This is a genomic window from Leuconostoc sp. JNUCC 76 (genome assembly GCF_053667755.1).
In genome coordinates, this window is sequence record NZ_CM132206.1 from 560,469 (window position 1) to 585,035 (window position 24,567).

At 37.4% G+C, this 24,567-nt stretch carries 26 protein-coding genes and 1 tRNA gene; 20 read left to right on the forward strand and 7 right to left on the reverse strand.

What is annotated here, in order from left to right; translation table 11 throughout:
- Window positions 1–24 precede the first annotated feature (24 nt).
- From racE to JNUCC76_RS02995, 9 genes are all read left to right on the forward strand, one after another.
- The gene (gene racE, locus JNUCC76_RS02955; RefSeq protein WP_454155675.1) at window positions 25–900 is read left to right on the forward strand and encodes a glutamate racemase; all 876 of its coding nucleotides are present in this window, start codon (window positions 25–27) and stop codon (window positions 898–900) included.
- Window positions 897–1,502 (forward strand): XTP/dITP diphosphatase, encoded by a 606-nt coding sequence (locus tag JNUCC76_RS02960; protein ID WP_454155677.1) that lies wholly within the window; start codon window positions 897–899, stop codon window positions 1,500–1,502. The genes racE and JNUCC76_RS02960 overlap by 4 nt, the downstream gene beginning before the upstream one ends.
- Window positions 1,502–2,038 (forward strand): YfcE family phosphodiesterase, encoded by a 537-nt coding sequence (locus JNUCC76_RS02965; protein WP_454155679.1) that lies wholly within the window; start codon window positions 1,502–1,504, stop codon window positions 2,036–2,038. Before JNUCC76_RS02960 ends, JNUCC76_RS02965 begins: the two co-directional genes overlap by 1 nt.
- A gap of 134 nt (window positions 2,039–2,172) precedes the next feature.
- On the forward strand, window positions 2,173–3,228 hold the full coding sequence (gene ruvB / locus JNUCC76_RS02970) for a Holliday junction branch migration DNA helicase RuvB (RefSeq protein ID WP_454155681.1): 1,056 nt from the start codon (window positions 2,173–2,175) through the stop codon (window positions 3,226–3,228).
- On the forward strand, window positions 3,225–4,082 hold the full coding sequence (locus JNUCC76_RS02975; protein ID WP_454155683.1) for a phosphoesterase: 858 nt from the start codon (window positions 3,225–3,227) through the stop codon (window positions 4,080–4,082). Before ruvB ends, JNUCC76_RS02975 begins: the two co-directional genes overlap by 4 nt.
- 109 nt (window positions 4,083–4,191) lie before the next feature.
- A complete protein-coding gene (gene queA / locus JNUCC76_RS02980) occupies window positions 4,192–5,253 on the forward strand; it encodes a tRNA preQ1(34) S-adenosylmethionine ribosyltransferase-isomerase QueA (RefSeq protein WP_454156505.1) in 1,062 nt (353 codons plus the stop codon).
- A gap of 100 nt (window positions 5,254–5,353) precedes the next feature.
- A complete protein-coding gene (locus tag JNUCC76_RS02985; RefSeq protein ID WP_454155685.1) occupies window positions 5,354–6,472 on the forward strand; it encodes a glycerophosphodiester phosphodiesterase in 1,119 nt (372 codons plus the stop codon).
- 75 nt (window positions 6,473–6,547) lie between these two features.
- On the forward strand, window positions 6,548–7,138 hold the full coding sequence (gene ruvA, locus JNUCC76_RS02990; RefSeq protein WP_011679431.1) for a Holliday junction branch migration protein RuvA: 591 nt from the start codon (window positions 6,548–6,550) through the stop codon (window positions 7,136–7,138).
- 237 nt (window positions 7,139–7,375) lie between these two features.
- The gene (locus JNUCC76_RS02995) at window positions 7,376–8,008 is read left to right on the forward strand and encodes a deoxynucleoside kinase (RefSeq protein ID WP_454155687.1); all 633 of its coding nucleotides are present in this window, start codon (window positions 7,376–7,378) and stop codon (window positions 8,006–8,008) included.
- Between the two features lie 35 nt (window positions 8,009–8,043).
- Here the strand turns inward: JNUCC76_RS02995 and mscL are convergent, their stop codons facing one another.
- On the reverse strand, window positions 8,044–8,424 hold the full coding sequence (gene mscL, locus JNUCC76_RS03000) for a large-conductance mechanosensitive channel protein MscL (protein WP_260342526.1): 381 nt from the start codon (window positions 8,422–8,424) through the stop codon (window positions 8,044–8,046).
- Between the two features lie 171 nt (window positions 8,425–8,595).
- Between mscL and JNUCC76_RS03005 the strand changes: the two genes are divergently transcribed.
- From JNUCC76_RS03005 to JNUCC76_RS03015, 3 genes are all read left to right on the forward strand, one after another.
- Complete coding sequence (locus JNUCC76_RS03005; RefSeq protein WP_454155689.1) at window positions 8,596–10,068, forward strand: ABC transporter permease; 1,473 nt, start codon at window positions 8,596–8,598, stop codon at window positions 10,066–10,068.
- Window positions 10,069–10,128: 60 nt separating this feature from the next.
- Window positions 10,129–10,791 carry an ABC transporter ATP-binding protein gene (locus JNUCC76_RS03010; protein ID WP_454155692.1) on the forward strand — a complete coding sequence of 221 codons (663 nt, stop codon included), beginning with the start codon at window positions 10,129–10,131 and terminating at the stop codon, window positions 10,789–10,791.
- A 105-nt stretch (window positions 10,792–10,896) separates the two neighbouring features.
- Window positions 10,897–11,511: an ECF transporter S component gene (locus JNUCC76_RS03015; RefSeq protein ID WP_454155694.1), complete on the forward strand. Its 615-nt coding sequence runs from the start codon at window positions 10,897–10,899 to the stop codon at window positions 11,509–11,511.
- 31 nt (window positions 11,512–11,542) lie between these two features.
- Here the strand turns inward: JNUCC76_RS03015 and JNUCC76_RS03020 are convergent.
- Window positions 11,543–11,615 (reverse strand) — tRNA-Arg (locus JNUCC76_RS03020).
- 107 nt (window positions 11,616–11,722) lie between these two features.
- Between JNUCC76_RS03020 and JNUCC76_RS03025 the strand changes: the two genes are divergently transcribed.
- Window positions 11,723–12,337, forward strand: a complete 615-nt coding sequence (locus tag JNUCC76_RS03025) for an ECF transporter S component (RefSeq protein WP_454155696.1) — start codon at window positions 11,723–11,725, stop codon at window positions 12,335–12,337.
- 48 nt (window positions 12,338–12,385) lie between these two features.
- On the opposite strand, the gene JNUCC76_RS03030 is transcribed toward JNUCC76_RS03025, so the two are convergent.
- Complete coding sequence (locus tag JNUCC76_RS03030; protein ID WP_454155698.1) at window positions 12,386–13,063, reverse strand: cell wall anchor protein; 678 nt, start codon at window positions 13,061–13,063, stop codon at window positions 12,386–12,388.
- A gap of 268 nt (window positions 13,064–13,331) precedes the next feature.
- On the opposite strand from JNUCC76_RS03030, the gene JNUCC76_RS03035 reads away from it, so the two are divergent.
- The 3 genes from JNUCC76_RS03035 to tuf all read left to right on the forward strand — a co-directional run bounded on the left by JNUCC76_RS03035 (window position 13,332) and on the right by tuf (window position 17,540).
- The gene (locus JNUCC76_RS03035) at window positions 13,332–15,161 is read left to right on the forward strand and encodes a ribonuclease J (RefSeq protein WP_454155700.1); all 1,830 of its coding nucleotides are present in this window, start codon (window positions 13,332–13,334) and stop codon (window positions 15,159–15,161) included.
- Between the two features lie 104 nt (window positions 15,162–15,265).
- Window positions 15,266–16,189: a type I restriction endonuclease subunit R gene (locus JNUCC76_RS03040; RefSeq protein ID WP_454155702.1), complete on the forward strand. Its 924-nt coding sequence runs from the start codon at window positions 15,266–15,268 to the stop codon at window positions 16,187–16,189.
- A 163-nt stretch (window positions 16,190–16,352) separates the two neighbouring features.
- Window positions 16,353–17,540 carry an elongation factor Tu gene (tuf, locus tag JNUCC76_RS03045; protein ID WP_454155704.1) on the forward strand — a complete coding sequence of 396 codons (1,188 nt, stop codon included), beginning with the start codon at window positions 16,353–16,355 and terminating at the stop codon, window positions 17,538–17,540.
- A 45-nt stretch (window positions 17,541–17,585) separates the two neighbouring features.
- Here the strand turns inward: tuf and JNUCC76_RS03050 are convergent, their stop codons facing one another.
- Entirely contained in the window at window positions 17,586–17,720 is a 135-nt protein-coding gene (locus tag JNUCC76_RS03050) for a hypothetical protein (protein WP_010692185.1), read from the reverse strand.
- Between the two features lie 137 nt (window positions 17,721–17,857).
- Between JNUCC76_RS03050 and JNUCC76_RS03055 the strand changes: the two genes are divergently transcribed.
- The 3 genes from JNUCC76_RS03055 to JNUCC76_RS03065 all read left to right on the forward strand — a co-directional run bounded on the left by JNUCC76_RS03055 (window position 17,858) and on the right by JNUCC76_RS03065 (window position 19,806).
- The gene (locus JNUCC76_RS03055; RefSeq protein ID WP_454155706.1) at window positions 17,858–18,592 is read left to right on the forward strand and encodes an amino acid ABC transporter ATP-binding protein; all 735 of its coding nucleotides are present in this window, start codon (window positions 17,858–17,860) and stop codon (window positions 18,590–18,592) included.
- A gap of 9 nt (window positions 18,593–18,601) precedes the next feature.
- The gene (gene rpiA, locus JNUCC76_RS03060; protein WP_454155708.1) at window positions 18,602–19,291 is read left to right on the forward strand and encodes a ribose-5-phosphate isomerase RpiA; all 690 of its coding nucleotides are present in this window, start codon (window positions 18,602–18,604) and stop codon (window positions 19,289–19,291) included.
- Window positions 19,292–19,365: 74 nt separating this feature from the next.
- On the forward strand, window positions 19,366–19,806 hold the full coding sequence (locus JNUCC76_RS03065) for a universal stress protein (RefSeq protein ID WP_454155710.1): 441 nt from the start codon (window positions 19,366–19,368) through the stop codon (window positions 19,804–19,806).
- Window positions 19,807–19,839: 33 nt separating this feature from the next.
- Here the strand turns inward: JNUCC76_RS03065 and JNUCC76_RS03070 are convergent, their stop codons facing one another.
- From JNUCC76_RS03070 to JNUCC76_RS03080, 3 genes are read right to left on the reverse strand one after another with little or no spacing between them, the layout of a single operon-like run.
- Entirely contained in the window at window positions 19,840–20,592 is a 753-nt protein-coding gene (locus tag JNUCC76_RS03070; protein WP_454155712.1) for a peptidylprolyl isomerase, read from the reverse strand.
- A complete protein-coding gene (locus JNUCC76_RS03075; protein ID WP_454155713.1) occupies window positions 20,592–21,113 on the reverse strand; it encodes an SAM-dependent methyltransferase in 522 nt (173 codons plus the stop codon). The genes JNUCC76_RS03070 and JNUCC76_RS03075 overlap by 1 nt, the downstream gene beginning before the upstream one ends.
- The gene (locus tag JNUCC76_RS03080) at window positions 21,097–21,750 is read right to left on the reverse strand and encodes a phosphatase PAP2 family protein (protein WP_454155715.1); all 654 of its coding nucleotides are present in this window, start codon (window positions 21,748–21,750) and stop codon (window positions 21,097–21,099) included. The genes JNUCC76_RS03075 and JNUCC76_RS03080 overlap by 17 nt, the downstream gene beginning before the upstream one ends.
- A 337-nt stretch (window positions 21,751–22,087) precedes the next feature.
- Between JNUCC76_RS03080 and leuS the strand changes: the two genes are divergently transcribed.
- On the forward strand, window positions 22,088–24,514 hold the full coding sequence (gene leuS, locus JNUCC76_RS03085) for a leucine--tRNA ligase (protein ID WP_454155717.1): 2,427 nt from the start codon (window positions 22,088–22,090) through the stop codon (window positions 24,512–24,514).
- Window positions 24,515–24,567 lie beyond the last annotated feature (53 nt).

Here is a 24,567-nt window from a genome sequence, read left to right on the forward strand (position 1 = left end):
ATTATACACAAAATTAGTGCTCAAATGCTTGCATTTTTTATTATCCTCGTCATAATTAATTATATGATAAAAAATAATCCTATTGGGTTAGTTGACTCTGGTATTGGTGGTCTAACTGTTGTCAAAGAATCCCAGAAGCAATTACCGAACGAACAATTAATTTATATTGGTGATACGGCACGTATGCCATATGGACCGCGATCCGAAAAAGAAGTTATTGACTATACTTTTCAAATGGCTCATTATCTAGTGAATGAGCAAAATATTAAAATGTTGGTCATTGCTTGTAATACTGCCACTGCTAGAGCTTTATCACAATTACGAGATCAATTGCCTATTCCGGTCATTGGCGTCATTCAACCAGGTGCAGAAGCAGCTGTCTCAATTAGTCAAAATAAAAAAATTGGATTGATTGCAACACAAGGCACTGTCGAATCGCAAGTCTACAATAAAAAAATGTTAGCAATTGACAATAATGTTCAGATTACTTCACAAGCTGAGCCTGAATTTGTTACTTTAGTGGAAAATAATCTCTATCAGAGTGATGAAGCCCGTGAGCTAATTGAAAGTCATTTGAGTGCCTTCAAAGAGGCAAATATTGATACCCTGATTCTGGGGTGCACTCATTTTCCATTACTGACGCCTTTTATTCAAGCGGCAGTCGGAACTGATGTTACACTCGTTGATTCTGGCGCTAAGACTGTTGCGGTGATGAAACAATATTTGGATGACCTTGACATTCATTCAGAAGTGAAACACAATCATAGCGATGATATTTATAACACGACAGGTGATAAACTGAAATTCAAAACAATTGCTAGTAGTTGGTTAGCACGAAATCATGAGTTAGATGTGCGCCACCTCAATATTGTTGGTGACCATTTGGAGGAAGAAGAGTGAAATTAATCATAGCGAGCAATAATGCCCATAAAATAACTGAAATTGAAGCCCTGCTGGCATCAATAAGTATTGAGTTACCTGTCGTTTCACTTCAAGAAATAGGGGATGTTCCCGATATTATTGAAGATGGGACAACATTTGAAGAAAATGCTGTGAAAAAAGTTGAAACGATTGCTAAAGTTGCCCCTAATGATTACATTTTGGCTGATGATTCTGGTATGTCGGTGGATGCTTTAAATGGTGAACCAGGCGTTTATTCAGCACGTTATGCTGGCGATCACGATGATCAAGCAAATATTGATAAAGTTTTGCAGAAATTAGCTAAGGTCCCTAACGAGCAGCGAACAGCACACTTCAATAGCGTTATCGCTCTACATAGTCCTAAGGGATCAAACCTAATAGTTAACGGACAAGTAGATGGCTATATAACAGAAAGTGAACGCGGACAAGATGGCTTTGGATATGATCCAATATTTTTTGTACCTAGCATGAACAAAACCTTTGCAGAAATGTCTGCAATTGAAAAAAATACAATTAGTCATCGTGGTTTAGCATTGCAAGAACTCGGTAAAAAATTACCAGTTTGGTTGAAAGGAGAATAATGGTTAAATTTTTGATTGTTTCAGATATACACAGTGATCGAAAAATTTTAGTAGATGTTTTGGCTCAGTGGCGAGATAAGGTTGCTGGCATTTTTTACAATGGTGATTCTGAATTGAACGCTGATGATGACATTTTTGAGGGTGTTTCTACGGTAATCGGTAACATGGATGATGATCCTGATTTTGCTGAAGCACGTTCAACGGTTATTGATGGTATAACTTTTTTTCAAACCCACGGTCACCTTTACAATGCAACGACAATATTAAAATGGGCTAATTTGAATTTGATGAACGAAGCTGCAAATGATGCCCATGCACAAGTTGTTTTGTTTGGTCATACACATAAAGAAGGGGCTGTTTTATATGATCATAAGTTATTTATCAATCCAGGTTCAACAACCCTGCCAAAGGGGCCACATGCGGACCTTGGTGGAACCTATGCGGTTCTAGAAGTAACAGATGATAAGTATATCGTAACGTTTTACACACGTCAGCATCAGGCCGTTCCTGATTTAACCGTGAAAGTAAATCGATAAATTTTTTTAAAACATAAAACTCCTTTTGTTATAATTTACTTATAAACTTAAGGAGTTTTTATTACGTCATATTAAAAAGTATGATGTTCAAAAACATAACCACATCATCGAACGTGTATAATATAGGACTAGCTATGACAGAAGATAACCCACAATTTAATCAATGGTATGAACAGGACACCGAAGCAGATCAGTTATTACGTGACGCAGCTGCCAATGATGAAGAACAGCGTAGTGAGTTATCATTACGTCCGCAATTTTTGCGTGAGTATATTGGGCAAGAGGCGTTAAAAGAAGAGTTGAATGTCTATATTTCGGCAGCGAAGCAACGTGAAGAAGCATTGGATCATGTGTTGCTTTTTGGACCGCCAGGATTAGGTAAAACAACGCTAGCGATGATTATTGCTAATGAGATGAATGTTAATATTAAAACAACATCGGGTCCTGCTATTGAAAAGCCAGGTGATTTGGTAGCATTACTGAATGAACTGGAGCCGGGAGATATCCTGTTTATTGATGAAATACATCGAATTCCTACTAATATTGAGGAAATAATGTATTCCGCAATGGAAGATTATTTTGTTGATATTATGGTTGGTCAGGGGCCAACAGCGCGTCCGGTTCATTTTCCGCTACCGCCATTTACTTTAATTGGGGCAACCACACGTCCTGGTATGTTATCCAAGCCACTTCGTGATCGATTTGGCATTATTAACTCGTTACAATATTATACTCCAGAAGAATTACAGCAAATAGTTGTTCGTACAGCGGACATCTTTAATGCACCAATTAAATCGGAAGGTGCATATGAAATATCGCTGCGCTCTCGTGGCACACCTCGTATCGCTAATCGTCTGTTGAAACGCGTCCGTGATTTTGCTCAGGTCGAGGGAAAAGATGCAATTGACAAGAATATTGTGACTATTGGTTTGGATAAATTGCGCGTTGACAATAGGGGTCTTGACGAAACCGATCATAAGCTTTTAGAAACAATGATCGAATATTATAAAGGTGGACCGGTTGGGTTAAATACAATAGCTGCTAATATTGGTGAAGAGTCAGAAACATTAGAGGCAATGGTTGAACCATATTTATTGCAGATTGGTTTTTTACAGCGCACACCGCGTGGACGTGTTGTCACTGAAGCTGGGTACACTCATTTAGGACACGCCTACCAAAGGAAATTATGACAAAATTTATTATTTCAGACACACATTTCAATCATGAAAAAATTCTATATTTTGATAAATCACGGGCAGTATCACTGCAAGCATTAAATATTGAGCCAACGATTGAAAACATGGATCGATATCTTGAGGATACTTGGAACGAAACTGTAACGGACGAGGACACAGTTTATTTTCTTGGTGATTTGGGTATGTTTCGCAAGAAACAGGATTTTGTAGCACAACTTAGTCGTTTAAAAGGTAAAAAAGTGTTCTTTAAAGGGAATCACGATCATTCAGATCAAATTAAAGCAGCAATAAAGGCACCCGAAACAAACATTATTGAATATATTGAAACTGCTAAAGCTATAAAAATCAATGGTATTAATGTATGGATGAGCCATTATGCAATTGATTTACCATACCCCATTTTATCTGTTCACGGACATATTCATGAAGCAGAGTACAAACAAGCTGGTATGGTGAATTTATCGCTTGACTCCTCATTTATGCAAAAAAGACGTTTTGGCCAACCGATTCCTTTTGATGAACTAACCGAAGAACTGACGGACAGATTGGACAAAATTCAAAATGAATATGCGATTGAGTCCGATAACAAGCGTTATGATCGATCTGTTGAGCGAGCTTTCGATGAAACGATAACAATTAATAAACCGACCGCTACACAGCGCCATGAATTAGCTTTATTAGTTGATCATTTGAATCAACATGATTTGACATATGCTGATGTTTTGGAGCAACTTAAAATTCCAAATGTAAATAAAGTATTGACTGCCGATGAACTTGACAAAGTAGCGCAAACCGGATTTGAGTTCGAAAAGAAAACAGGCCTCAGTGGTAATACCGGCAGTTTATAATGTGTTTTCTAATTTTTTCATTTGTTAAGCCAGTGCAGTGGCTTTTTTCTTTGCAAATAAGTATGTTACAATGGAAGTTAGATTATTTTTAAAGGGATTCGATATCATTATGGCAGAAGAAAAAAAATATACATTATCAGATTTCGATTATGATTTACCAGAGGCGTTGATTGCACAAACACCGTTGAAGCAACGTGATGCTTCGAGATTATTAGCATTGAACGCCGAAACTGGTGTTTATGAGGATAAACATTTCTATGACATATTGGATTACTTGAACCCTGGTGATGCTATTGTCATGAATAATTCACGTGTTCTACCAGCACGTTTACACGGTGCACGTCCGGAAACGGGTGGACATGCTGAAGTCCTACTACTTCGTCAAGATCATGGTGATGTATGGGAAACGTTAGTTAAACCAGCGAAAAAATCACCCGTTGGGTCAACTATTGTTTTTGGTGATGACATTGAAAATCCGATTATGACTGCAACAGTTGTTGGTGAGTTAGAACATGGTGGTCGATATATTGAATTTCATTATGATGGTATCTTCATGGAGCTACTTGATCAGTTGGGCGAAATGCCATTGCCACCTTATATTAAAGAAAAGCTGGACGATCAAGAACGTTATCAAACGGTCTATTCAAAGGTTGATGGTTCAGCAGCAGCACCAACAGCAGGGCTACATTGGACACCTGAGTTGTTAGATAAGGTTCGTGCCAAAGGTGTTAAAACAGTTGAATTAACGCTTCATGTAGGTCTTGGAACGTTCCGGCCTGTCGATGAAGAAAATATTGAAGATCATAAAATGCATTCGGAATTTTACCAACTCAGCCAAGAAGCTGCTGATGAGTTGAATTCGGTTAGAAAACACGGCGGGCGTATCATTGCTACTGGTACGACGTCAATACGTACCCTTGAAACTATCGGTACTAAGTTTAATGGTGACCTGACCGCTGACTCAGGTTGGACGGATATTTTTATTAAACCAGGATACAACTGGACAGTTGTAGATGCCTTTATAACTAACTTCCATTTGCCTAAATCAACATTGGTCATGTTAGTCGCTGCTTTCACTGGGCGTGATAATATTTTGAATGCATATAAACATGCGGTTGATGATCGGTATCGTTTCTTCAGTTTTGGAGACGCGATGTTTATTCATAAATAATAAAGACGAACAAAACGAAAAAAAAATACATCTGACTCTCAGACGTATTTTTTATTTGTTTATCAAAGTAGAATGCTATAAAAGTAATAACGGGGGTAACATGAGATTTATTGTAGGTTTGTGTGCATTGATATCGGGCATGCTTTTTACCAAAATTGTGAATTCGGAAGCGGGCTTAGTGGAGCCACCTTCAATGTTAGAAAAAGTAGTGCTAACACAAATTGAAAATGATTCGGTTGGCCAAACGCCACACTCTGGTTATGTGAACGGCAGTTATTATAAGACAGCTGAACCGGCTAACGGTTATTTAGATGATGGAACTGGAAAGTATTTTTTTAAAGATGGCAAACGTCAAAGTGGTTTACAAACTGTTGAATCAAAAACTTATTACTTTGATTCAGTAACAAATCTTGCTGTTAAAAATCAATTGAAGTCAGTTGATAAGCATACGTATTACTTTGCATCTGATGGTAGTGTTCAATACCGTGTTAATGGTAATTTTCAAACAAAGCTAATTGCTCATCGTGGTGCTTCAAATTTAGCGCCTGAGAATTCAATACCAGCTTTTCAATTAGCTAAGGGTAGCTATGGTGCGGAAACAGATATTTGGCTCACAAAAGATAGGCAGTGGATTGTCAGCCATGATGGCACTATTGATCGTATGACTAACGGTCATGGCGCCATTAAAGATTTAACATTAGCTCAGATTAAACAATATCACATTGACTCTGGTGTTAATGTTGGAAAATATCAATCACTAACTTTGCCAACTTTAAAAGAGTATTTAACCGAGATGTCTAATAATAATTTACGACCAATTATTGAAATTAAACAGCCTGCCAGTCAAATGAGCGATGGTGATGTTCAAAATTTAATTGGTGCAGTTAAAAATGCAGGATTGTATAACAATAGTACGATAATTAGCTTGCAGTGTGAAGCCTTAAAACACGTATATGCGCTAGATAAAAAGATTTCGCTGGAACTTTTATGGGATTCGACTAGTGATCCAGTGAAGTTGTCTGAAAAATTAAACGAATTAGGACCCAAAGCGGGGCTGGATATTAATGGGAAAAGTTTAACGAGCCAAACAATTCAAGAGCTCAGACGGCAAGGGCGACGACTAAATGTTTGGACAATATCACCGTCAGATTTCCCGTATTATATTGGACTAGGTGTTGATGAAATTACGACGGATGCTAACAGTTTTAGTTTAAACTGATTTATTTTAGGGTGAGTGCTATGCGCGTTTTATGCTAAACTAAAAGAAACGATTTGAAAGAGAGTTATTGCGTAAATGTATGAGTATATTAATGGGTTAATCACAAATATCACACCATCGTATATTGTGATTGCATCTCGAAGTGGCGTGGGATATCGTCTGTACAGTGCTAATCCTTACCGTTTTGAGGAGAATGTGGAATCACATGTCTATGTTCAGCAAATTGTTCGTGAAAATGACATCAGTTTATATGGATTTATTGACGCTGATGAGAAAGCCTTATTTAATAAGCTATTAAATGTTTCAGGAATTGGTCCTAAAAGCGCCTTGGCTATTTTGGCCAACGGGGATGCCGAGGGTCTTATTAGTGCAGTTGAAAATGATAATGTGGCTTATTTGACACAATTCCCTGGTGTCGGAAAGAAAACGGCGCAGCAAATTGTTTTGGATTTGAAAGGGAAGTTAGATGAGTTAGCATCTAAAACAGGTATGGTTGATTCTTCAAGCAATCCAGAACAATCGCAAGCCTTGGATGATGCTCTTGAAGCACTATTAGCACTTGGCTACACAGCTAAAGATGTGAAAGCGGTCGCCCAGATTATTGGTCGCAATAGCGATACTACAGATGGATATATTCGCTCAGCTTTAAAGCTGTTGGTTAAATAAAAACGTCCGTGAGGATGTTTTTTTTGTAGAATAAATTGGTAGGCATTTAAAGTAGTCTGCATTTTGAAGGATGTATTTGATATAATAAATATTGTCTTTAATACTGAAAATACCTCTGAATATTTTGTGAGGGTTCATCGGATATGACAAAAGTCGCTCACTAGCGATTACTTGAAAATAGCTGATTCAAACTAATTTTCAAGTCAAAATAATGAAAACATCAGGAAGAAGGTTGTCATGGTGATTATTACTGCGGGTATGATCGGTGTTGGTAAAACAACACTCACAAGTTTGATTGCAGAGCATATGAACACGAAAGCATTTTATGAACCGGTAGGCGATAATCCCGTTTTACCGCTTTATTACTCCAATCCAAAGCAATATGGTTTCTTGTTGCAAATATACTTTTTAAATCGTCGTTTTGACATGATTAAGCAAGCATTGGCGGACGATAATAATGTTCTTGATCGTTCAATTTATGAAGATGCCTTGTTTACAGAAGAAAACCACAAAGATGGTAATATCTCTGACTCTGAGATGGACGTTTATACCAGCCTATTAGATAATATGATGGCTGAACTACAAAAAATGCCTAAAAAAGCTCCCGATTTGATGGTATATGCTGAAACTGATTTTGAAACCATTTTATACCGTATTAAAAAGCGTGGTCGTGATTATGAACAATTTGATAATAATGAAGGTTTAAGAGCCTATTATTATAAAATGTGGTCAGCCTATCGTGATTGGTTTGATGCTTATGATGCATCTCCAAAAATTAAAATCGATTTACAGACTTATGATCTTGAGCAAGCAGATAACCAAAAAATTATTTTGGAACAAATTGATGACGCACTAAAAGCCATTCGATAAATAAAAAAGAAGTTCAAATTTGAACTTCTTTTTTATTAAGCTTTTTTCTCAGCATCTAACAAATCACGGATTTCTGTTAAAATCTCTAATTCAGGGTTAGCTTTTGCTTCTTCTTGTTTGTTAGCTTTAAACAAGCGATTGATAAACTTAACAATCAGGAATACAACGAAAGCAGTAATCAAAAAATTAATTACGTCATTTAAGAAAGCACCATATTTAAATGTTAACGTTTTTGTAATGACAAGTTGCAATTGGTCTAAGTCTGTTGTTCCGCCAGTTGCAAATGCAATGATTGGACCGATTAAATTAGTTGTTAATGACTTAACCAATCCAGTAAAGGCACCACCAATAATGACACCAACTGCCAAGTCAAGTACATTTCCTCGCATAATAAAAGCTTTGAATTCCGATAACATTAAGTTTGCTCCTCTATTCTCTTTAAAATTATTCTTGATTAAATTATACAATAAATGCAGGTTTTTGCCAAAAAAACGAATAATATGATGCTTTAATTTTCGTTTAATTGATTTGAATTTAATTTAGAAGTGCTAAATTGTCAATATTAAGAAATGTTAAGGAGCATTATTATGGATTTCATCAAACGTGCTGGGCTCTATTTACGGCAAAAAATAGGGCGTACAGCGTTGATTACACTGGTAATGAGCGCCATTATGATATTTGTATTGGCAGGTATCATCATTCAAAGTGCTGCTATTCAAGCGACGAATAGCGCTAAAAATTCGGCAGGTACGACAGTTACTTTAAGTGCAGACCGTGAAAAAGCTTTTGCCTCAATGCGCAAAAGTCAAAGCGGCTCGTCTTCATCAAGTAGCTCATCGTCGAATGTAACACCGGCTGCCATTACAATGCCAAGTGTAAAAATTAAAACGGCTGAAAAAATTGCTGCTTTGAGTAATGTGGCTGGTTATCAATATAGTAATAGTGCTTCAGTAAACGCTAGTGGCTTTTCGGCGGTTACAACATCTTCATCAAGTGGCGGCGGTGGCCAAGGTAGATTTGGTGGTTCAACAAACAGCGGTGATATAACAATTAGTGGTGTATCAACAACAGCTGCCGAAACTAACTTCAAATCAAAAAGTTATAAAATTACATCAGGTCGCGGTATTACCGCCGCCGATAAAAATACTAACAATGTTGTGATTGAAAGTGAATTAGCAACAAGCAACAGCTTAAAAGTTGGCAGCACCATTAAGGTTAAAACCACAGACGATGATTCAAAAACTTATACATTAAATGTTGTGGGTATTTACAAAGCAAAAACATCAACATCAAGTCAAGGTGGACCAAATATGAGTGATCCATCAAATACAATCTATACAAGTTATACATTTGCAGGAACAGTTAATGGTGATACAACATCTGTAACAAGTGTCGTTTACACACTAACAGATTCATCTAAAGAAAAAGCATTTACAAAGCAAGCTAAGAAGCTAATTTCAAGTAGTTTCAGTTTGACATCTAGCTCTGAAACTTATGCTTTGTTGATGAAGCCCATGAAGAATGTTCAAAGTTTTGCCAATAAGATTGTTTGGATAGTTGGTATTGCTGGTACGATTATTTTGGCATTAATTACTGTTTTGATGATTCGTGAACGTCGTCATGAAATTGGCGTCTTGATGGCATTAGGAGAAAGTAAATTTAAAATTGTGCTTCAACTTTTTTCGGAATTATTTGCGGTATTAGTATTGTCTCTAGTGATTGCAGGAGTTGCTGGAAACTTTGTAGGAAGTGCGGTGGGGAAGCAACTTGTTTCACAGCAAACTACTGCTACGCAATCAACTAGCACTGGTGCTGGGTTTGGTGGTGGTGGACAACGACCAGGTGGTGGCGGTGGAACAGCACCTTCTGGCGCTGGTAGAAGTGGTCAAACTAGTATGACAGCTGGTGGCAGTCAAGTAAACACCCTAAAAACAAAGATTAGCGCAAAGTCAATGGCTGAACTTGGTGGCCTAGGTTTGGGAATCATCGCGATTGCTGTCGTTGCTGGATCAACACCAATTTTCCGCTTAAAGCCAAAAAAGATTTTGTCAAATGAATAACGTAAAACTATTACAAAATTATTCATGCGCCTTGATGGCTAATCAAAAGGAGAATTATTAATGACATTGGCAATAAAAGATTTAACACATCAATATAATGCACAAGAAAAGCCACTATATGAACATATCAATATGTCATTTGAACCGAAAACATTGTACAGTATAGTCGGACAATCTGGTTCTGGTAAAACAACATTGCTTAGTTTTCTAGCAGGTTTAGACACACCATCCGAAGGGACGATTACGCTAGATGGTGAGGATATTAGTAAGTATGGATTAACCAAATACCGGAATCAAAAGGTTGCAATCATTTTCCAGTCATATAATCTCTTAAATTATATGACAGCCGCACAAAATGTATCATCAGCGTTATCGATGACCAACTCAAAGCATACAGGCGACAAGGATTATATTTATGCAACTTTGGAGAAACTTGGTATTAACCGCACGCTGGCAGATAAAAATGTTCAGCAGTTATCAGGTGGGCAACAACAACGAGTAGCTATTGCTCGAGCTTTGGCTGTGGATGCCAAGATAGTTATTGCTGATGAGCCAACAGGTAATCTGGATGAGGAAAATACACAAGAAGTTATCAAAATTTTCCAAGAACTGGCACATGAAGTTGGTAAAACAGTTATTTTAGTCACACACGAACCCAATGTGGCTCAAGCAGCCGATGTGCAAATTAGTTTGAAAAATCGTCAGTTTACAATTGTAGAATAACAATCAACAAAGAGCGCTATCATCAAAAGTTAGTGCTTTTTTTATTGACAAATTAATGATGTATCTATATAGTTTAGGGCATATGCAATTATTGGGGAGTCTATAATGATTAATCAAAGAACACGTTATTTCGTAATAACGACACTTTTTATCGCAATTGTATTTTTACAGATTTTTGTTCCTTGGCTTGGATTATTACCCCTTGGCGCATTTATTGTTGGGGCTTCAGTGACGATTATCCAATTTACCGTTGCCATTTCTAGCATTATTTTGGGTCCAAAATATGGCGCAATTGTTGGCTGCTGGTGGGGTTTATTATCATTTGCAAATGCCATAACTCACCCAGGAACGATAGGTTCTTTAATGTTTCAAAATCCTTTGACTGCCATTATCCCACGTGTTTTAGTTGGTTTGATTATTGGCTATTTCTTTAATAAGCTACTACGAAACCAGTCTACAGCAGTTCGGACAGTTGGGCTAGGGGTATTAGGTACAACAGCAGCTTTAATCAACACAGTAGGAGTTGTTTTGCTAACCACATTAGGTTTCACTGTTATGCACACTAATTTTACGGGTGTACCAACGCATAACATCTTAGCTTGGCTGATCAGCATTGTTTCATTTAATGCCTTGTTTGAAATGATTGTAGGTTTTATTTTAGTCAGTGTAATTGGTAGTGTATTGTTACCAATAGCGGAACGAGCAAATATAATAGGATAGAAAAAGGGTGCCAATCGGCACCCTTTTCTTATGCGTCCACCCAGACTCGAACTGGGAGCTAAAACTTAGGAGGTTCTTGTTCTATCCTGTTGAACTATAGACGCAGTACTCATAAATTATACCGATATTTGGCGACAAAAACAAATGTTAAATGAATAATGTTGCTCTATGATATGATATAAAGCGTGGAATATACATAGGAGCAAATATTATGACCAACAATAAGACAAAATATTTGGTAATTACAACCTTCTTTATGGCAATTATCTTATTACAAGTGCTGATTCCTTGGCTTGGATATATACCGCTCGGTGCTGTTATTGTAGGTGCACAACCAACAATTATACAGTTTACCGTAGCTATCGCTGCAATACTTTTAGGAGCACGTCGAGGTGCCTTTATTGGCGGCTTCTGGGGGTTATTAACTTTTTGGCAAGCTTGGTCGACACCGGGGTCTATTGGTTCATTAATGTTTCAAAATCCTTTTACGGCGTTTATACCTCGTATTTTAGTAGGGCTAGTAATTGGTATGGCTTTTAATAAGTGGTTGCGCAACAAAAATTTTGGTGTCCGTACGCTTGGATTAGGATTCTTAGGCGGACTAGCCGCTTTGATTAATACAGTTGGCGTGGTGCTACTTACTGTCATCGGGTTTACAGTGATGCGCACGAATTTTACCGGCATACCTAATCATAATTTATTAGGCTGGCTAATAGGCATTGTGTCGTTTAACAGCATTTTTGAAATTATTACTGGAATTATTTTAGTAGCTGCCATTGGCAATGTTTTGGTCCCCATTGCTCAAAGAGCTGGGGTAAAAGGGTAGCAGCATGTAGCAGCATAATAAAAAAGACATCAGTGAAGATGTCTTTTTTTATTGTAAACCTGATTGTGTTTTGTTACTTGCAATGAGTTGAACGTTATTACTTTCACCGCTAGGTGTAAAGACGATAGAGACTTTTGCACCACTTTGGCTTTGCCAAGTAGCATAAGCATATTTTTGATCTGCAGTTAAGTAAGTAGGGTTACCGTAAGTAGCACGAATTTGATCATAAGTGGCTGAACCAATGGCCACTTCATTATAAGTTGCCAAAGACCAGTTTCCAAATGTAGTTGTACTTGACGAAACAGCACTTGATGCGGAAGAACTATTGCTAACGCTAGATGTATTACTGTTATCTTGTACTGGTGTCTGCGTTGCATCTTGGGTAGCACTACTTAAGACTTGGGAAACTTCGCTACTAGCAACAGATGGAGCTGGAGCCACGCTTGTGGAAGAACTTATCATTGAAGTGGATTCTTCTGTTGAAGTACTGTTTGATGTATCTGAAGAGGTACTTGCTTTTTTTGCCTTCTTTTTGCTTGAAGATGTTGATGAGCTATGGGAAACTTTGCTTGAAGAAGTTGCTTTTTTGTTGTCAGATTGGTGACCAACAATTACAAATCCTATCACCACTACTGCGACAAAAATAATAATTATTATAATGCCATTGCGAACTTTGTGTGATGGTTTGAATGGATGACGTTGCATGAGGTATCTTGTTCCTTTCATTTATAGACATGCTTTTTATTAATTTTTATCTGTCATCTTAACAGATGCTGTTCTATTATTAACACGCTGTTTCAATAATACCAGAAAAGAGTTGAAAAGTATGCTAAAATAGAAACATTACGTATCGAGACAAGCAACAAGGAAGACCTCAGTGTTTTAGACCAGCAGGCTCCTGTTATTCATTAAATATACGAATAAAAAAAGAGTGTGTAGACTATGGTGATACCTAAAACATCTAGTTAATCACATGTTTATAAAGGAAAGATTAATGACAGATTTAAGTATTATTCCCTTTGGCGGAGTCCGCGAAAATGGGAAAAACATGTATGCCGTCACAGTTAATGACGAAATTTTTATATTGGATGCAGGATTAAAGTATCCAGAAACAGATCAGCTTGGTGTAGATGTAGTTGTGCCGGATTTTGAATATTTGATTAAGAATACTGAAAAAATTGCTGGCGTTTTCTTGTCACACGGACACGCGGATGCAATTGGAGCTTTGCCGTATTTTTTGCAACAAGTCAATGTACCGATTTTTGGATCCGAGCTAACAATTGAATTAGCTAAGCTAGCGATAAAAGATCAGCCGGCACTAAAAGATTATAATGACTACCACATTATTAATGAAAAAAGTGAAATTGACTTTGGTAATGTTAAAGTATCTTTCTTTAATACCACACACTCAATTCCAGAATCATTAGGTATTGTAATTGGTACGGAATATGGCCAAGTTGTGTATACTGGCGATTTTAAGTTTGATCAAACGGCGGAAAGTTACTATCGTACCGATATTCCTCGTTTAGTAGAAGTTGGTCAAGGGAAAGTATTGGCTTTGTTGGCTGATGCTGCTGGTACGGAGGGTGGAGCTGATTCAGTTAATGAATCAAAGATTGGCGATTATATATTAGAAACTTTCCGTGATAACAAAAAAAAGCGCATCATTGTAGCGGCCGTTGCTTCGAATATTCAAAGAATTCAGCAAATTATTGATGCCACTGCTGCGACAAAACGTAAACTTGTTTTATCAGGAAATGATATCGAAAATGTTGTCAGAACAGCTATCAAATTAAAAAAGTTACAGTTACCTTTGCCAGAAAGTCAACTATTTGTCAGTTTAAAAAATATGAAGAGTTTAGTTGCCCATGAAACGGTTATTTTAGAAACAGGCCGCATGGGAGAACCAATTAAGCATTTGAATCGTATGGCAAATGGCGAAGACGCTCACATTAAGATTGGTTCAGATGACCTTGTGTTTATTACCACAACACCTTCTACAGCCATGGAAAGTGTTGTAGCAAAAACACGTGATATGATTTTCAAACAAGGTGCTGATGTGAAACAGATTAGCACTGATATGCGTTCTAGTGGTCATGCATCACGAAATGATTTACAAATGATGCTTAATATCATGCAACCAGCGTATTTTATGCCTATTCAAGGAGAGTATCGTGTGATGTCAGCAGCTAAAGATGCTGCTGAAGAGGTTAATTTACCTGAAGATCATATCCTGATGGCAATGAAGGGTGATCAATTTAAGTTAATTGACGGCCAATTTGAATTAAAAGATTCATTTACTATTGGTGAGACATTGATTGATGGATCTGGTATTGGCGATATTGGTAACGTGGTCTTGCGTGATCGTCGTATTTTGTCTGAAGATGGTGTTTTTGTTTCTGTTGTGACAATTGATCGTAAAAAACGCCAGGTCGTATCAAAACCAAAGTTAACATCACGTGGATTTGTTTATGTTAAAGCAAATCGTGATTTAATGAAAGAAGCTTCTGATTTAACCGTTAAACAGATTGAAGATTATTTGACTAACAATAAAAGCTTTGATTGGAATGAGCTAAAAGCCGGTGTTCGTGATGTATTGTCACGTTTCTTATTTGAGCAAACGAGACGTCGACCTATGGTTATGCCTGTAGTTATGGAAGTTAACCAAAATCGCAGACCAAATAACCATAAAACAACGGCGACACAATCTGGTGCTCAAACAAGCAAACGCCCAGCACAAAAGAAACTAGCAACACCTAATAGCAATAAAAAAAAGGTTCGCCGTCCAGCAAAAAAGAATGTACAAAGTAAAACTACTGAATAATAAAAGTCCCAACTCGATTGAGTTGGGCTTTTGAATATTTGAAAGGAGGGCATGTGTTTTAATCATATACTGCATGATTTGAGTATTGTTGAACACAATAAATTATGGATGAAAATATAACACCAGAAAATCAAGAATTAATTAATCGAGCCAATATTGAGACAAAACAAAAAAATTGGCATGATGCTGCTGAAACGTTAGCTACGCTTTATGAGAAAATGCAAACATTCAAAGTTAATTATCGTCTAGTAACAGCGTTATTTATGGATGAACAATATCAACTTGCATCATCTTATGCGGATGATTTTCTATTAGAATATTTAGATGATGAATCTAATTTTCGAATGATTGTAGCGCTTGCAGTTCAAAATCAAAATTTTGTTTATGCGCAACAATTGGCTGTACTTTGGGATGATTTAGACGTTGTTGATGAAGTTCTAAATGAAATTAGACAAGCTGAAGAACTGGCGCAAGAGAATATGAAAGCAACACTCGATACTGTTGCGCGTCAGTTTTATCATATGAGTGATTATGATTTGCTAGCGCAGCGTGATCGCTACGAATCTGCGCGACATTTACCAGTGGCACAGTTTGTTGTTGGTGCTAAATTTCTCCTTGTGGATCCGTACGCGTTACCAATTATTCGCGCAACCTTATTAGAAGATTTGCAAAAACTGCAGATTGATGGGATAGTTAAGTACCGTTGGCTTGATGATGAAATTTATGCGATACAGCTTAGCGATGTAATGCCGTTAACTAGTTCACCAATTTTTGAAACTGCAGCAGCGACACTTGAAAGCAGATTAGGACAAGAAGATCCTATTGCCTTAGAAATGTTAGCTCATCAAATGCGCATTGAGCTAACATTGCTATACCCACGAGTTGATATCGCAATAACTGATATTGAAAAATGGGTTGATAGCAGTATCGCACATTATTATGGTCGCTCTAAACCAGATGAGCCAGAAAATCAACGACAATGGCATGAAAAAATAAATGCATTGACTGAAAGCTTTTTTGAAAATTAAGTTCAAAACGGTTTACATTTTCTTAATAAGTCGGTATAATAATTTCTGGCTTCAAAAGCCGGAAAAATGCAAGTTATTTGTTGTCTTTTGACGGCTTGCGTTGTAAAATATATTTATAAACATTTTTCATAATATTGAAAAATGAATTTTGGAGGAAACTACATTGGCTAAGGAAACTTACGTTCGCACTAAGCCCCACGTTAACATTGGTACTATTGGACACGTCGATCACGGAAAGACGACTTTGACTGCCGCTATCTCAAAGGTATTGGCTGAAAAGCAAGGTATTGATGCTACTGATTTTGCTGAAATCGATAACGCGCCTGAAGAAAAAGAACGTGGTATCACAATTAACACTTCTCATATCGAATATGAAACAGAGAAGCGTCACTATGCCCACATCGATGCCCCAGGTCACGCGGATTACGTTAAGAACATGATCACTGGTGCTGCCCAAATGGATGGTGCTATCTTGGTTGTTGCTGCAACTGATGGTCCTATGCCACAAACACGTGAACACATCTTGTTGGCACGTCAAGTTGGTGTTGACTACTTGGTTGTCTTCTTGAACAAGACTGATTTGGTTGATGATGAAGAATTAGTTGAATTGGTTGAAATGGAAGTTCGTGAATTGTTGTCAGAATATGACTTCCCAGGTGACGATATTCCTGTACTTAAGGGTTCAGCTTTGAAAGCTTTGGAAGGTGATCCTGAACAAGTTAAGGTTATCGAAGAATTGATGGATACTGTTGATTCATACATTCCAGAACCAGCACGTGAAACAGACAAGCCATTCTTGATGCCTGTCGAAGATGTCTTCACAATCACTGGTCGTGGTACAGTTGCTTCTGGTCGTGTTGACCGTGGTGTATTGACTACAGGAACTGAAGTTGAAATCGTTGGTTTGAAGGACGAAGTTCAAAAGACTACTGTTACAGGTATCGAAATGTTCCGTAAGACTTTGGAAGAAGCTCAAGCGGGTGATAACATCGGTGCATTGTTGCGTGGTGTTGACCGTAGTAACATTGAACGTGGTCAAGTTTTGGCAAAGCCAGGTTCAATTAACACACACAAGAAGTTTAAGGCTGAAGTCTATGTCTTGACTAAGGAAGAAGGTGGTCGTCATACACCATTCTTCACTAACTACCGTCCACAATTCTACTTCCACACAACTGATGTTACAGGTGTTGTTGAATTGCCAGCCGGTGTTGAAATGGTTATGCCTGGTGACCAAGTGACATTCGAAATCGAATTGATCTCACCAGTTGCCATCGAACAAGGTTTGAAGTTTACTGTTCGTGAAGGTGGCCACACTGTTGGTGCCGGAACAGTTACTGATATCGAAGACTAATTAATTTATTAGTATTCAAAAAAACACGCGTGAGCGTGTTTTTTTTTATTTCTTCTTTTCGTCTTTATCATGACCTAATGCTGCTTTTCGAGTTTCGTCATTACTTTCACTAGTTGGTAATGAAATGAGATCTTCGAATGAATTTGATACTTTTTCTTCACGATTTACAATTTTAGCCATTAGTAGTCTCCATATATAGTTTATCAAAGTTAGTTTTATGCAATATTATACAATGTATTCAGTTTAATACGAATAACAGATGCATATAAATTATAACACTGTATAATAGTAATTAACATTAGAAATGGAGATTAATAATGACTGAGTTATTGAATATAAAAAACTTGAAAAAACAATTTGGTGAAAAAATAATTTTTGATAATGTAAATGTTGCTGTACAAAAAGGAGAGGTTATCTCTGTTATTGGTCCTTCTGGCGCAGGTAAATCTACTTTTTTACGTGCCATTAATATGTTAGATGCACCAACTAGTGGTAAGGTGAATTTTGAGAATCAGGATTTAACAAATCTGTCTGAAAAAGAGTTGGATCAGTTACGTGAAAAAATGGGTATGGTGTTTCAAAGCTTTAATTTATTTCCAAATTTGTCTGTGATTGAGAACATTAAATTAGCACCGGTAAAGGTTAAAAATATTAGCGACAAGGAGGCAACGAAAATTGCTGAAAAGCTACTTGCTCAAGTTGGCTTAGCCGATAAAGGAACTGTTTATCCGGACAGTCTCTCAGGAGGGCAGAAACAACGTGTAGCGATTGCACGTGCTTTGGCAATGTCTCCTGATGTGTTACTCTTTGATGAACCGACAAGTGCCCTAGATCCAGAAATGGTAGGTGAGGTATTAGGCGTGATGAAGCAGTTGGCAGAAGATGGAATGACCATGATTGTTGTCACGCATGAGATGGGGTTTGCACGTGAAGTGGCGGATACTGTATGGTTTATGGCTGACGGTGGCATACAAGAGATTGCTACACCACAATCATTTTTTGATAAGCCAAAGACAAAGCGGGCACAAGAATTTTTAGAAAAAGTGTTGTAAAACAAAAAGATGAACAAGCAAAAGAAACATGCCGGTGAGTTTGCTGCTACACTAATAGAAGATGGAATGGTTGTTGGTCTTGGAACAGGATCTACGATAGCATACTTTTTAGATGCATTAGCTAAACGTATTCAAGATGAAAAAATGACTATTATTGGTGTGACCACCTCAACAAAGACTGCCAGACGTGCGGAAGAACTTGGTATTCCGATTCGTGATATTGACTTAGTGCCGATGATAGATTTAACAATTGATGGTGCGGATGAAGTTGATAAGCATTTAAATGGCATCAAAGGCGGTGGAGCAGCTTTCTTAATGGAGAAAGTTGTGGCGAGATATTCTAGACGTGTGATTTGGATTATTGATGAACAGAAGCTGCATAATGAACTGGGACAATTTCCTTTGCCGGTAGAAGTAGTAGCATTTGGAAGCGGTAAACTAATAGCTGAATTGAAAGAGCGCCATTTACACCCCAAATTACGTCTAGACAATCATCAGCAACCGCTAGTAACGGACTTAGGACACTATATTGTTGATCTATATTTAGAACAAATTGATCAGCCGTTTGAACTAGGGCACTATTTAGATGGACAGATTGGTATTGTTGAGCATGGGTTGTTTCTAAATGTTGCTGATCAAGTTATTATTGGACAGGACGAAGGCTATCGAATCATGAATAACTTACAGAAAGAAATGTAATCCATTAAAAGCGCTTACATTATTTTTTTAATAGCGTTATAATGTAGTTATTAAGAAATAAGAGGGATAGGCGCATGGCATATAAAAACATTTTGGTTGCAATTGATGGTTCAGAAGTTTCAAACACATTGATTAAAAAAGTTGTTGAATTTGCTCCTGATTCACACATTGATATTTTGACAGTAGTGGATACCACAGGTGGTGGTTATTTTGGTTCAATCGCAATGAATGAAGACGTTGTTTATCAAATGGAACAGACTGCAGAAAAGTCTGTTAACGAATCTTTTGATTACGCTAAGTCATTGGGACACAATGATGTCGATATTCATGTACGTTTTGGTTCACCAAAACGTGTGATTGCACGGGATTTCCCGAAGGATCACCATAATGATTTAATTGTGATTGGTGAAACCGGGCTGAGTCGTTTACAAAGAGCGATGGCAGGTACGGTACCATCCTTTGTAACACAGGTTTCCAAAGTAGATGTTTTGATTATGCGGACGTTTGAAAAATGAAGCTCAAAAAAAAGGTAGCGTATGCTACCTTTTTTATTGTGCTTCTTTTATAATTTCAATACTTGTAATCTTTACTGGATTAGCGGGCTTTGATTTTTCACCACTTGAAGTGGCGCTAACTTTAGCACTAGCTATTTTATCTACTACTGCCATGCCATCAATTACTTGGCCAAATACAGTGTAATTACCATCCAAACTAGGATAACCGCCTTTTTTATAAGCATTGAGAATTTTGGTTGGGTAAATATTGGGGTTGACGCCACTTGAAACATCTTCTGGGTTTTGGACAATGAAGAACTGACTAGTATTAGTGTCCGTACCTGCATTTGCCATTGAAACAGCGCCACGGATATTGTACAGTGAGGTACTAATTTCGTTTTTAAATCCGTTACCACTATCGATGCTCGTGTCTTTGCCTTTCCAAATTGATTGCCCACCACTACCTGTACCTGTTGGATCACCGCCTTGGATCATAAAATTATTAATAACACGATGAAATGATGTGTTGTTATAGTAACCATCTTTGGCATGAGTAATGAAATTTTCAACAGCTAGTGGTGTGTATTTATTAAAGAGTTTTATGGTGATATCACCATAAGTTGTCTTCATGATGAGCTTACTCTCGTTTTTAGCAATTTTAGTTGTTAGTTGAGGGAGGGCAACTTTATCTAGTTTAGGATCTTTTTTAGTACTCGGTGTTTTTTGTTGTGTCATCAGTAAAATGCCAACAATGCTAATGATTAATATGATTCCCATAACAATATGCGGCAAAAATTTTTTCATCATTAAATCCTTTCAATAACATCCGTTTGGACGAATCTTGTAATGTAACTAGCTTGTGAGTAGTCGGCCTCAAGTAGATTATTTTTATATTCAAGCCATGCTTCAGGTACTTGCTCAAATTTAACAATGAGTAACCCCCCATGGGTTAACCGCGGTAAGACGTATGAAATTTGTGCTAGGTAATCAGCTGGTCGATCATTAATATTTTTAGCATCATCAGAATAATCGAAAATGGCGACACTAATTTGGTTTTGTGAACCAAGTTCATTGATGAATTGGTCATCTAATGTTTTTCCCAGTAGGGTTACACGATCTGACAAACCACTCATGAAAAGCGAAGCAGCGGCAGCATTAGCATTGTCCTTGGTCGTCGCATAGCTAAGCACTTTTCCAGCATTTCCAACTCTTGTAGCTAAAAATCTGGTATTGATACCATTTGCTGTTGTGCCATCAAGAACTATATCGTTGATTCTGACTGTTTGTTCAATTAATTGATGTGTGAAAGTATTACTTGTGAGAATCATGAAGAACTCCTGTAGTTGATTTAAGATCAAAAATAAAATACTTCGAAATAAAAAGTAACACGTAGCCAAGTGATAAACCAGCAATAACATCACTTGGATAATGCACGTTAACATACACTCTGCTGATTGGAATAATGACAATTAAACCTGTTAGAACAAGTACACTGGCAGTTTTGAATAAACTTTTTTTTAGGTGATAATTGATGAAAATAATTAATGAGCCATATAATAAAATTGCGGCCATAGAATGACCAGAAGGAAAGCTGTAGCCACTTTCTTGAATAAGTTGTGGTTGTGGTCTGACACGAGTAATCACGTGTTTAAGCAATTGTGTAATGATTCCAGCTGATAACACGATATTAACGGACAAAAATAAAAGTTCGCGATAACAATGTTTATAGATTAGAAAAATACTAACAATTACTGATACTACAATAATTGCAGTCATATTGCCAGCCTGTGTAATATGAGTGAAAAATAAAGTAGTAAAGGTACCACGATGTTGGATTAACTGTTGGAAAAATATATCAAATTGGCGAAACCAGTTGGGACTCATCAGAATGCCAAACGTCATTATACCAAAGAGTATGGTCGCTAATAGCGTGCTTAATTTTTGTTTCTTTTGTTGAATAGTCATGCATTCAATTATACCTGATTATGACAATTTGTGTTATAATAATAGCATTATTGTTCAACACTATTACGTATGGCGGGGTATCAGAGAGTAAGTGGCGCTGGAAACTTACCAAACAAAATTCGGAACTCAGTTGATTAAATTGCGGGTGAAATTAAGTAGTTCGTAACGTTTTGTCGCGTTAAGATATAATGAGACGTAGCAATACGTGAACATGGGTGGTACCGCGAAACTTACATTTCGTCCTGTGTCATGCCTTTTTGGTGTGATGTGGGGTTTTTTTATTTCAAACGTAACGCCAAACTCTGTTAAAGAGAATAAATACAAAAGGGAAAAATATATGGTATACAATCACAAATCCATTGAAGCTAAATGGCAAAAATATTGGGATGAAAACGAAACATTTAAAGCACCTGATAAATCAGAAAAAGAAAAATACTACGTTATGGATATGTTCCCATATCCTTCTGGGCAAGGCCTGCACGTAGGACATCCTGAAGGTTATACGGCTACTGATATTATGAGTCGTTATAAGCGTGCTAAGGGATTTAATGTGTTGCATCCGATGGGGTGGGATGCATTTGGATTGCCTGCGGAACAATATGCGATTAAAACAGGCAATAATCCAGCCGGGTTTACTAATAAGAATGTTCAAGTATTTAAAAATCAAATTAAGTCGCTTGGCTTTTCAATCGATTGGTCTCGTGAAATTAATACAACCGATCCAGAATATTATAAATGGTCACAATGGATATTCGAAAAATTGTATGAAAAGGGCTTAGCTTATGAAGATGAAATCATGGTTAACTGGGCTCCGGATTTCCCAGGCGGTGGTATTGTTGTTGCAAACGAAGAAGTCATCGATGGTAAGACAGAGCGTGGTGGTTATCCAGTTTACCGCAAGCCAATGAAGCAGTGGGTATTGCGTATCACAGCGTATGCCGATCGTTTGCTTGAAGACTTGGAAGATTTAGATTGGCCAGAAGCTATTAAGGAACAACAACGTCACTGGATTGGGAAGTCAATTGGTGCTTCTGTATTCTTCAATATTGCAGATTCAGACAAACAAATTGAAGTTTATACCACACGTCCGGATACGCTGTTTGGTGCTCAGTATATGGTTCTATCACCAGAACATGAACTGGTAGATGAAATCACTACGCCAGAGCAAAAAGAGGCCATCACTAACTATAAAAAAGAAGTAGAAACTAAATCTGATTTAGAACGTACCGATTTGAACAAAGATAAGACCGGAGCCTTTACTGGGGCTTATGCTACCAACCCAATTAACGGTGAAAAGTTACCAATTTGGATTGCAGATTATGTTTTGTCTTCTTATGGTACTGGTGCGATTATGGCTGTTCCGGCACACGATGATCGTGATTGGGAATTTGCTAAGAAGTTCAATTTGCCAATTAAAGCTGTTATTGAAGGTGGAGATGTTGAAGATGCAGCTTACACTGACGATGGTACGCATATTAATTCGGGTTTCTTAGATGGTTTAAATAAGCAAGAAGCCATCGACAAGGCCATCAATTGGTTGGAAGAGCATAATGCAGGTCATAAGCAAATTAATTATCGTTTGCGTGATTGGATCTTTTCACGTCAACGTTATTGGGGGGAACCTATTCCAGTTATTCATTGGGAAGACGGTACACAAACTCTTGTTCCTGAATCAGAATTGCCATTGCGCCTACCAGAAATGACACAAGAACAATTAAAACCTTCTGGAACGGGAGAGTCACCATTAGCTAATGCTACTGATTGGTTAAATGTTACTCGTGAAGATGGTGTTAAGGGGCGTCGTGAGACTAATACAATGCCACAGTGGGCAGGCTCATCATGGTATTTCCTACGTTATGTTGATCCGCATAATTCAGAGGTATTGGCTGATCCTGAAAAGTTAAAGTATTGGATGAACGTTGATTTGTACGTAGGTGGTGCAGAGCATGCTGTGCTACACCTATTGTATGCTCGTTTCTGGCACAAGTTCTTGTATGACTTAGGCGTAGTACCAACTAAAGAGCCATTCCATAAGTTAGTTAACCAAGGTATGATTTTAGGTGAAAACCACGAGAAAATGTCTAAATCTAAGGGAAATGTTGTTAACCCTGATGAAATTGTTAATAACTATGGTGCAGATACGTTACGTGTATACGAAATGTTTATGGGACCGTTAACGCAAAGTAAGCCATGGTCTGAAGATGGTGTTGCCGGCTCACGTCGTTGGTTAGATCGCGTATGGCGTTTACTGATTGATGATGATAACAAACTTCGTGATCATGTGACAACCGTGAACAATGGTGACTTGGATAAGATCTATAATCAAACTGTTAAAAAGGTTTCGGAAGATTTAGAGAATATGCGATTTAACACAGCTATTTCTCAATTAATGGTTTTTGTTAATGAAGCATATAAATCAGAAACTTTACCAGTCCAGTATATGGATGGTTTTGTTCAAATGTTGGCGCCAATTGCACCACACTTAGCTGAAGAACTATGGTCAAAACTTGGACATGAAGATGATATTAGTTACGTTTCCTGGCCAACTTATGACGAAAGCCAGCTTGTTGAAGATAGTGTGGAAATTATTTTCCAAGTGAACGGTAAAGTACGTGGTAAAGCCACTGTTGCCCGTAACATTGATAAAGATGCTATGCTCGACTATGCTAAGGCTGATGAAAATGTCCAGAACTTTATTTCTGGTAAGGAAATTCGCAAAATAATTGCTATTCCTGGTAAGTTTGTTAATATTGTGGTAGGTTAAGATATCGAGTTAACAAATTTATACTTTATTTGCTAGTTGAATAAAAGCAATAA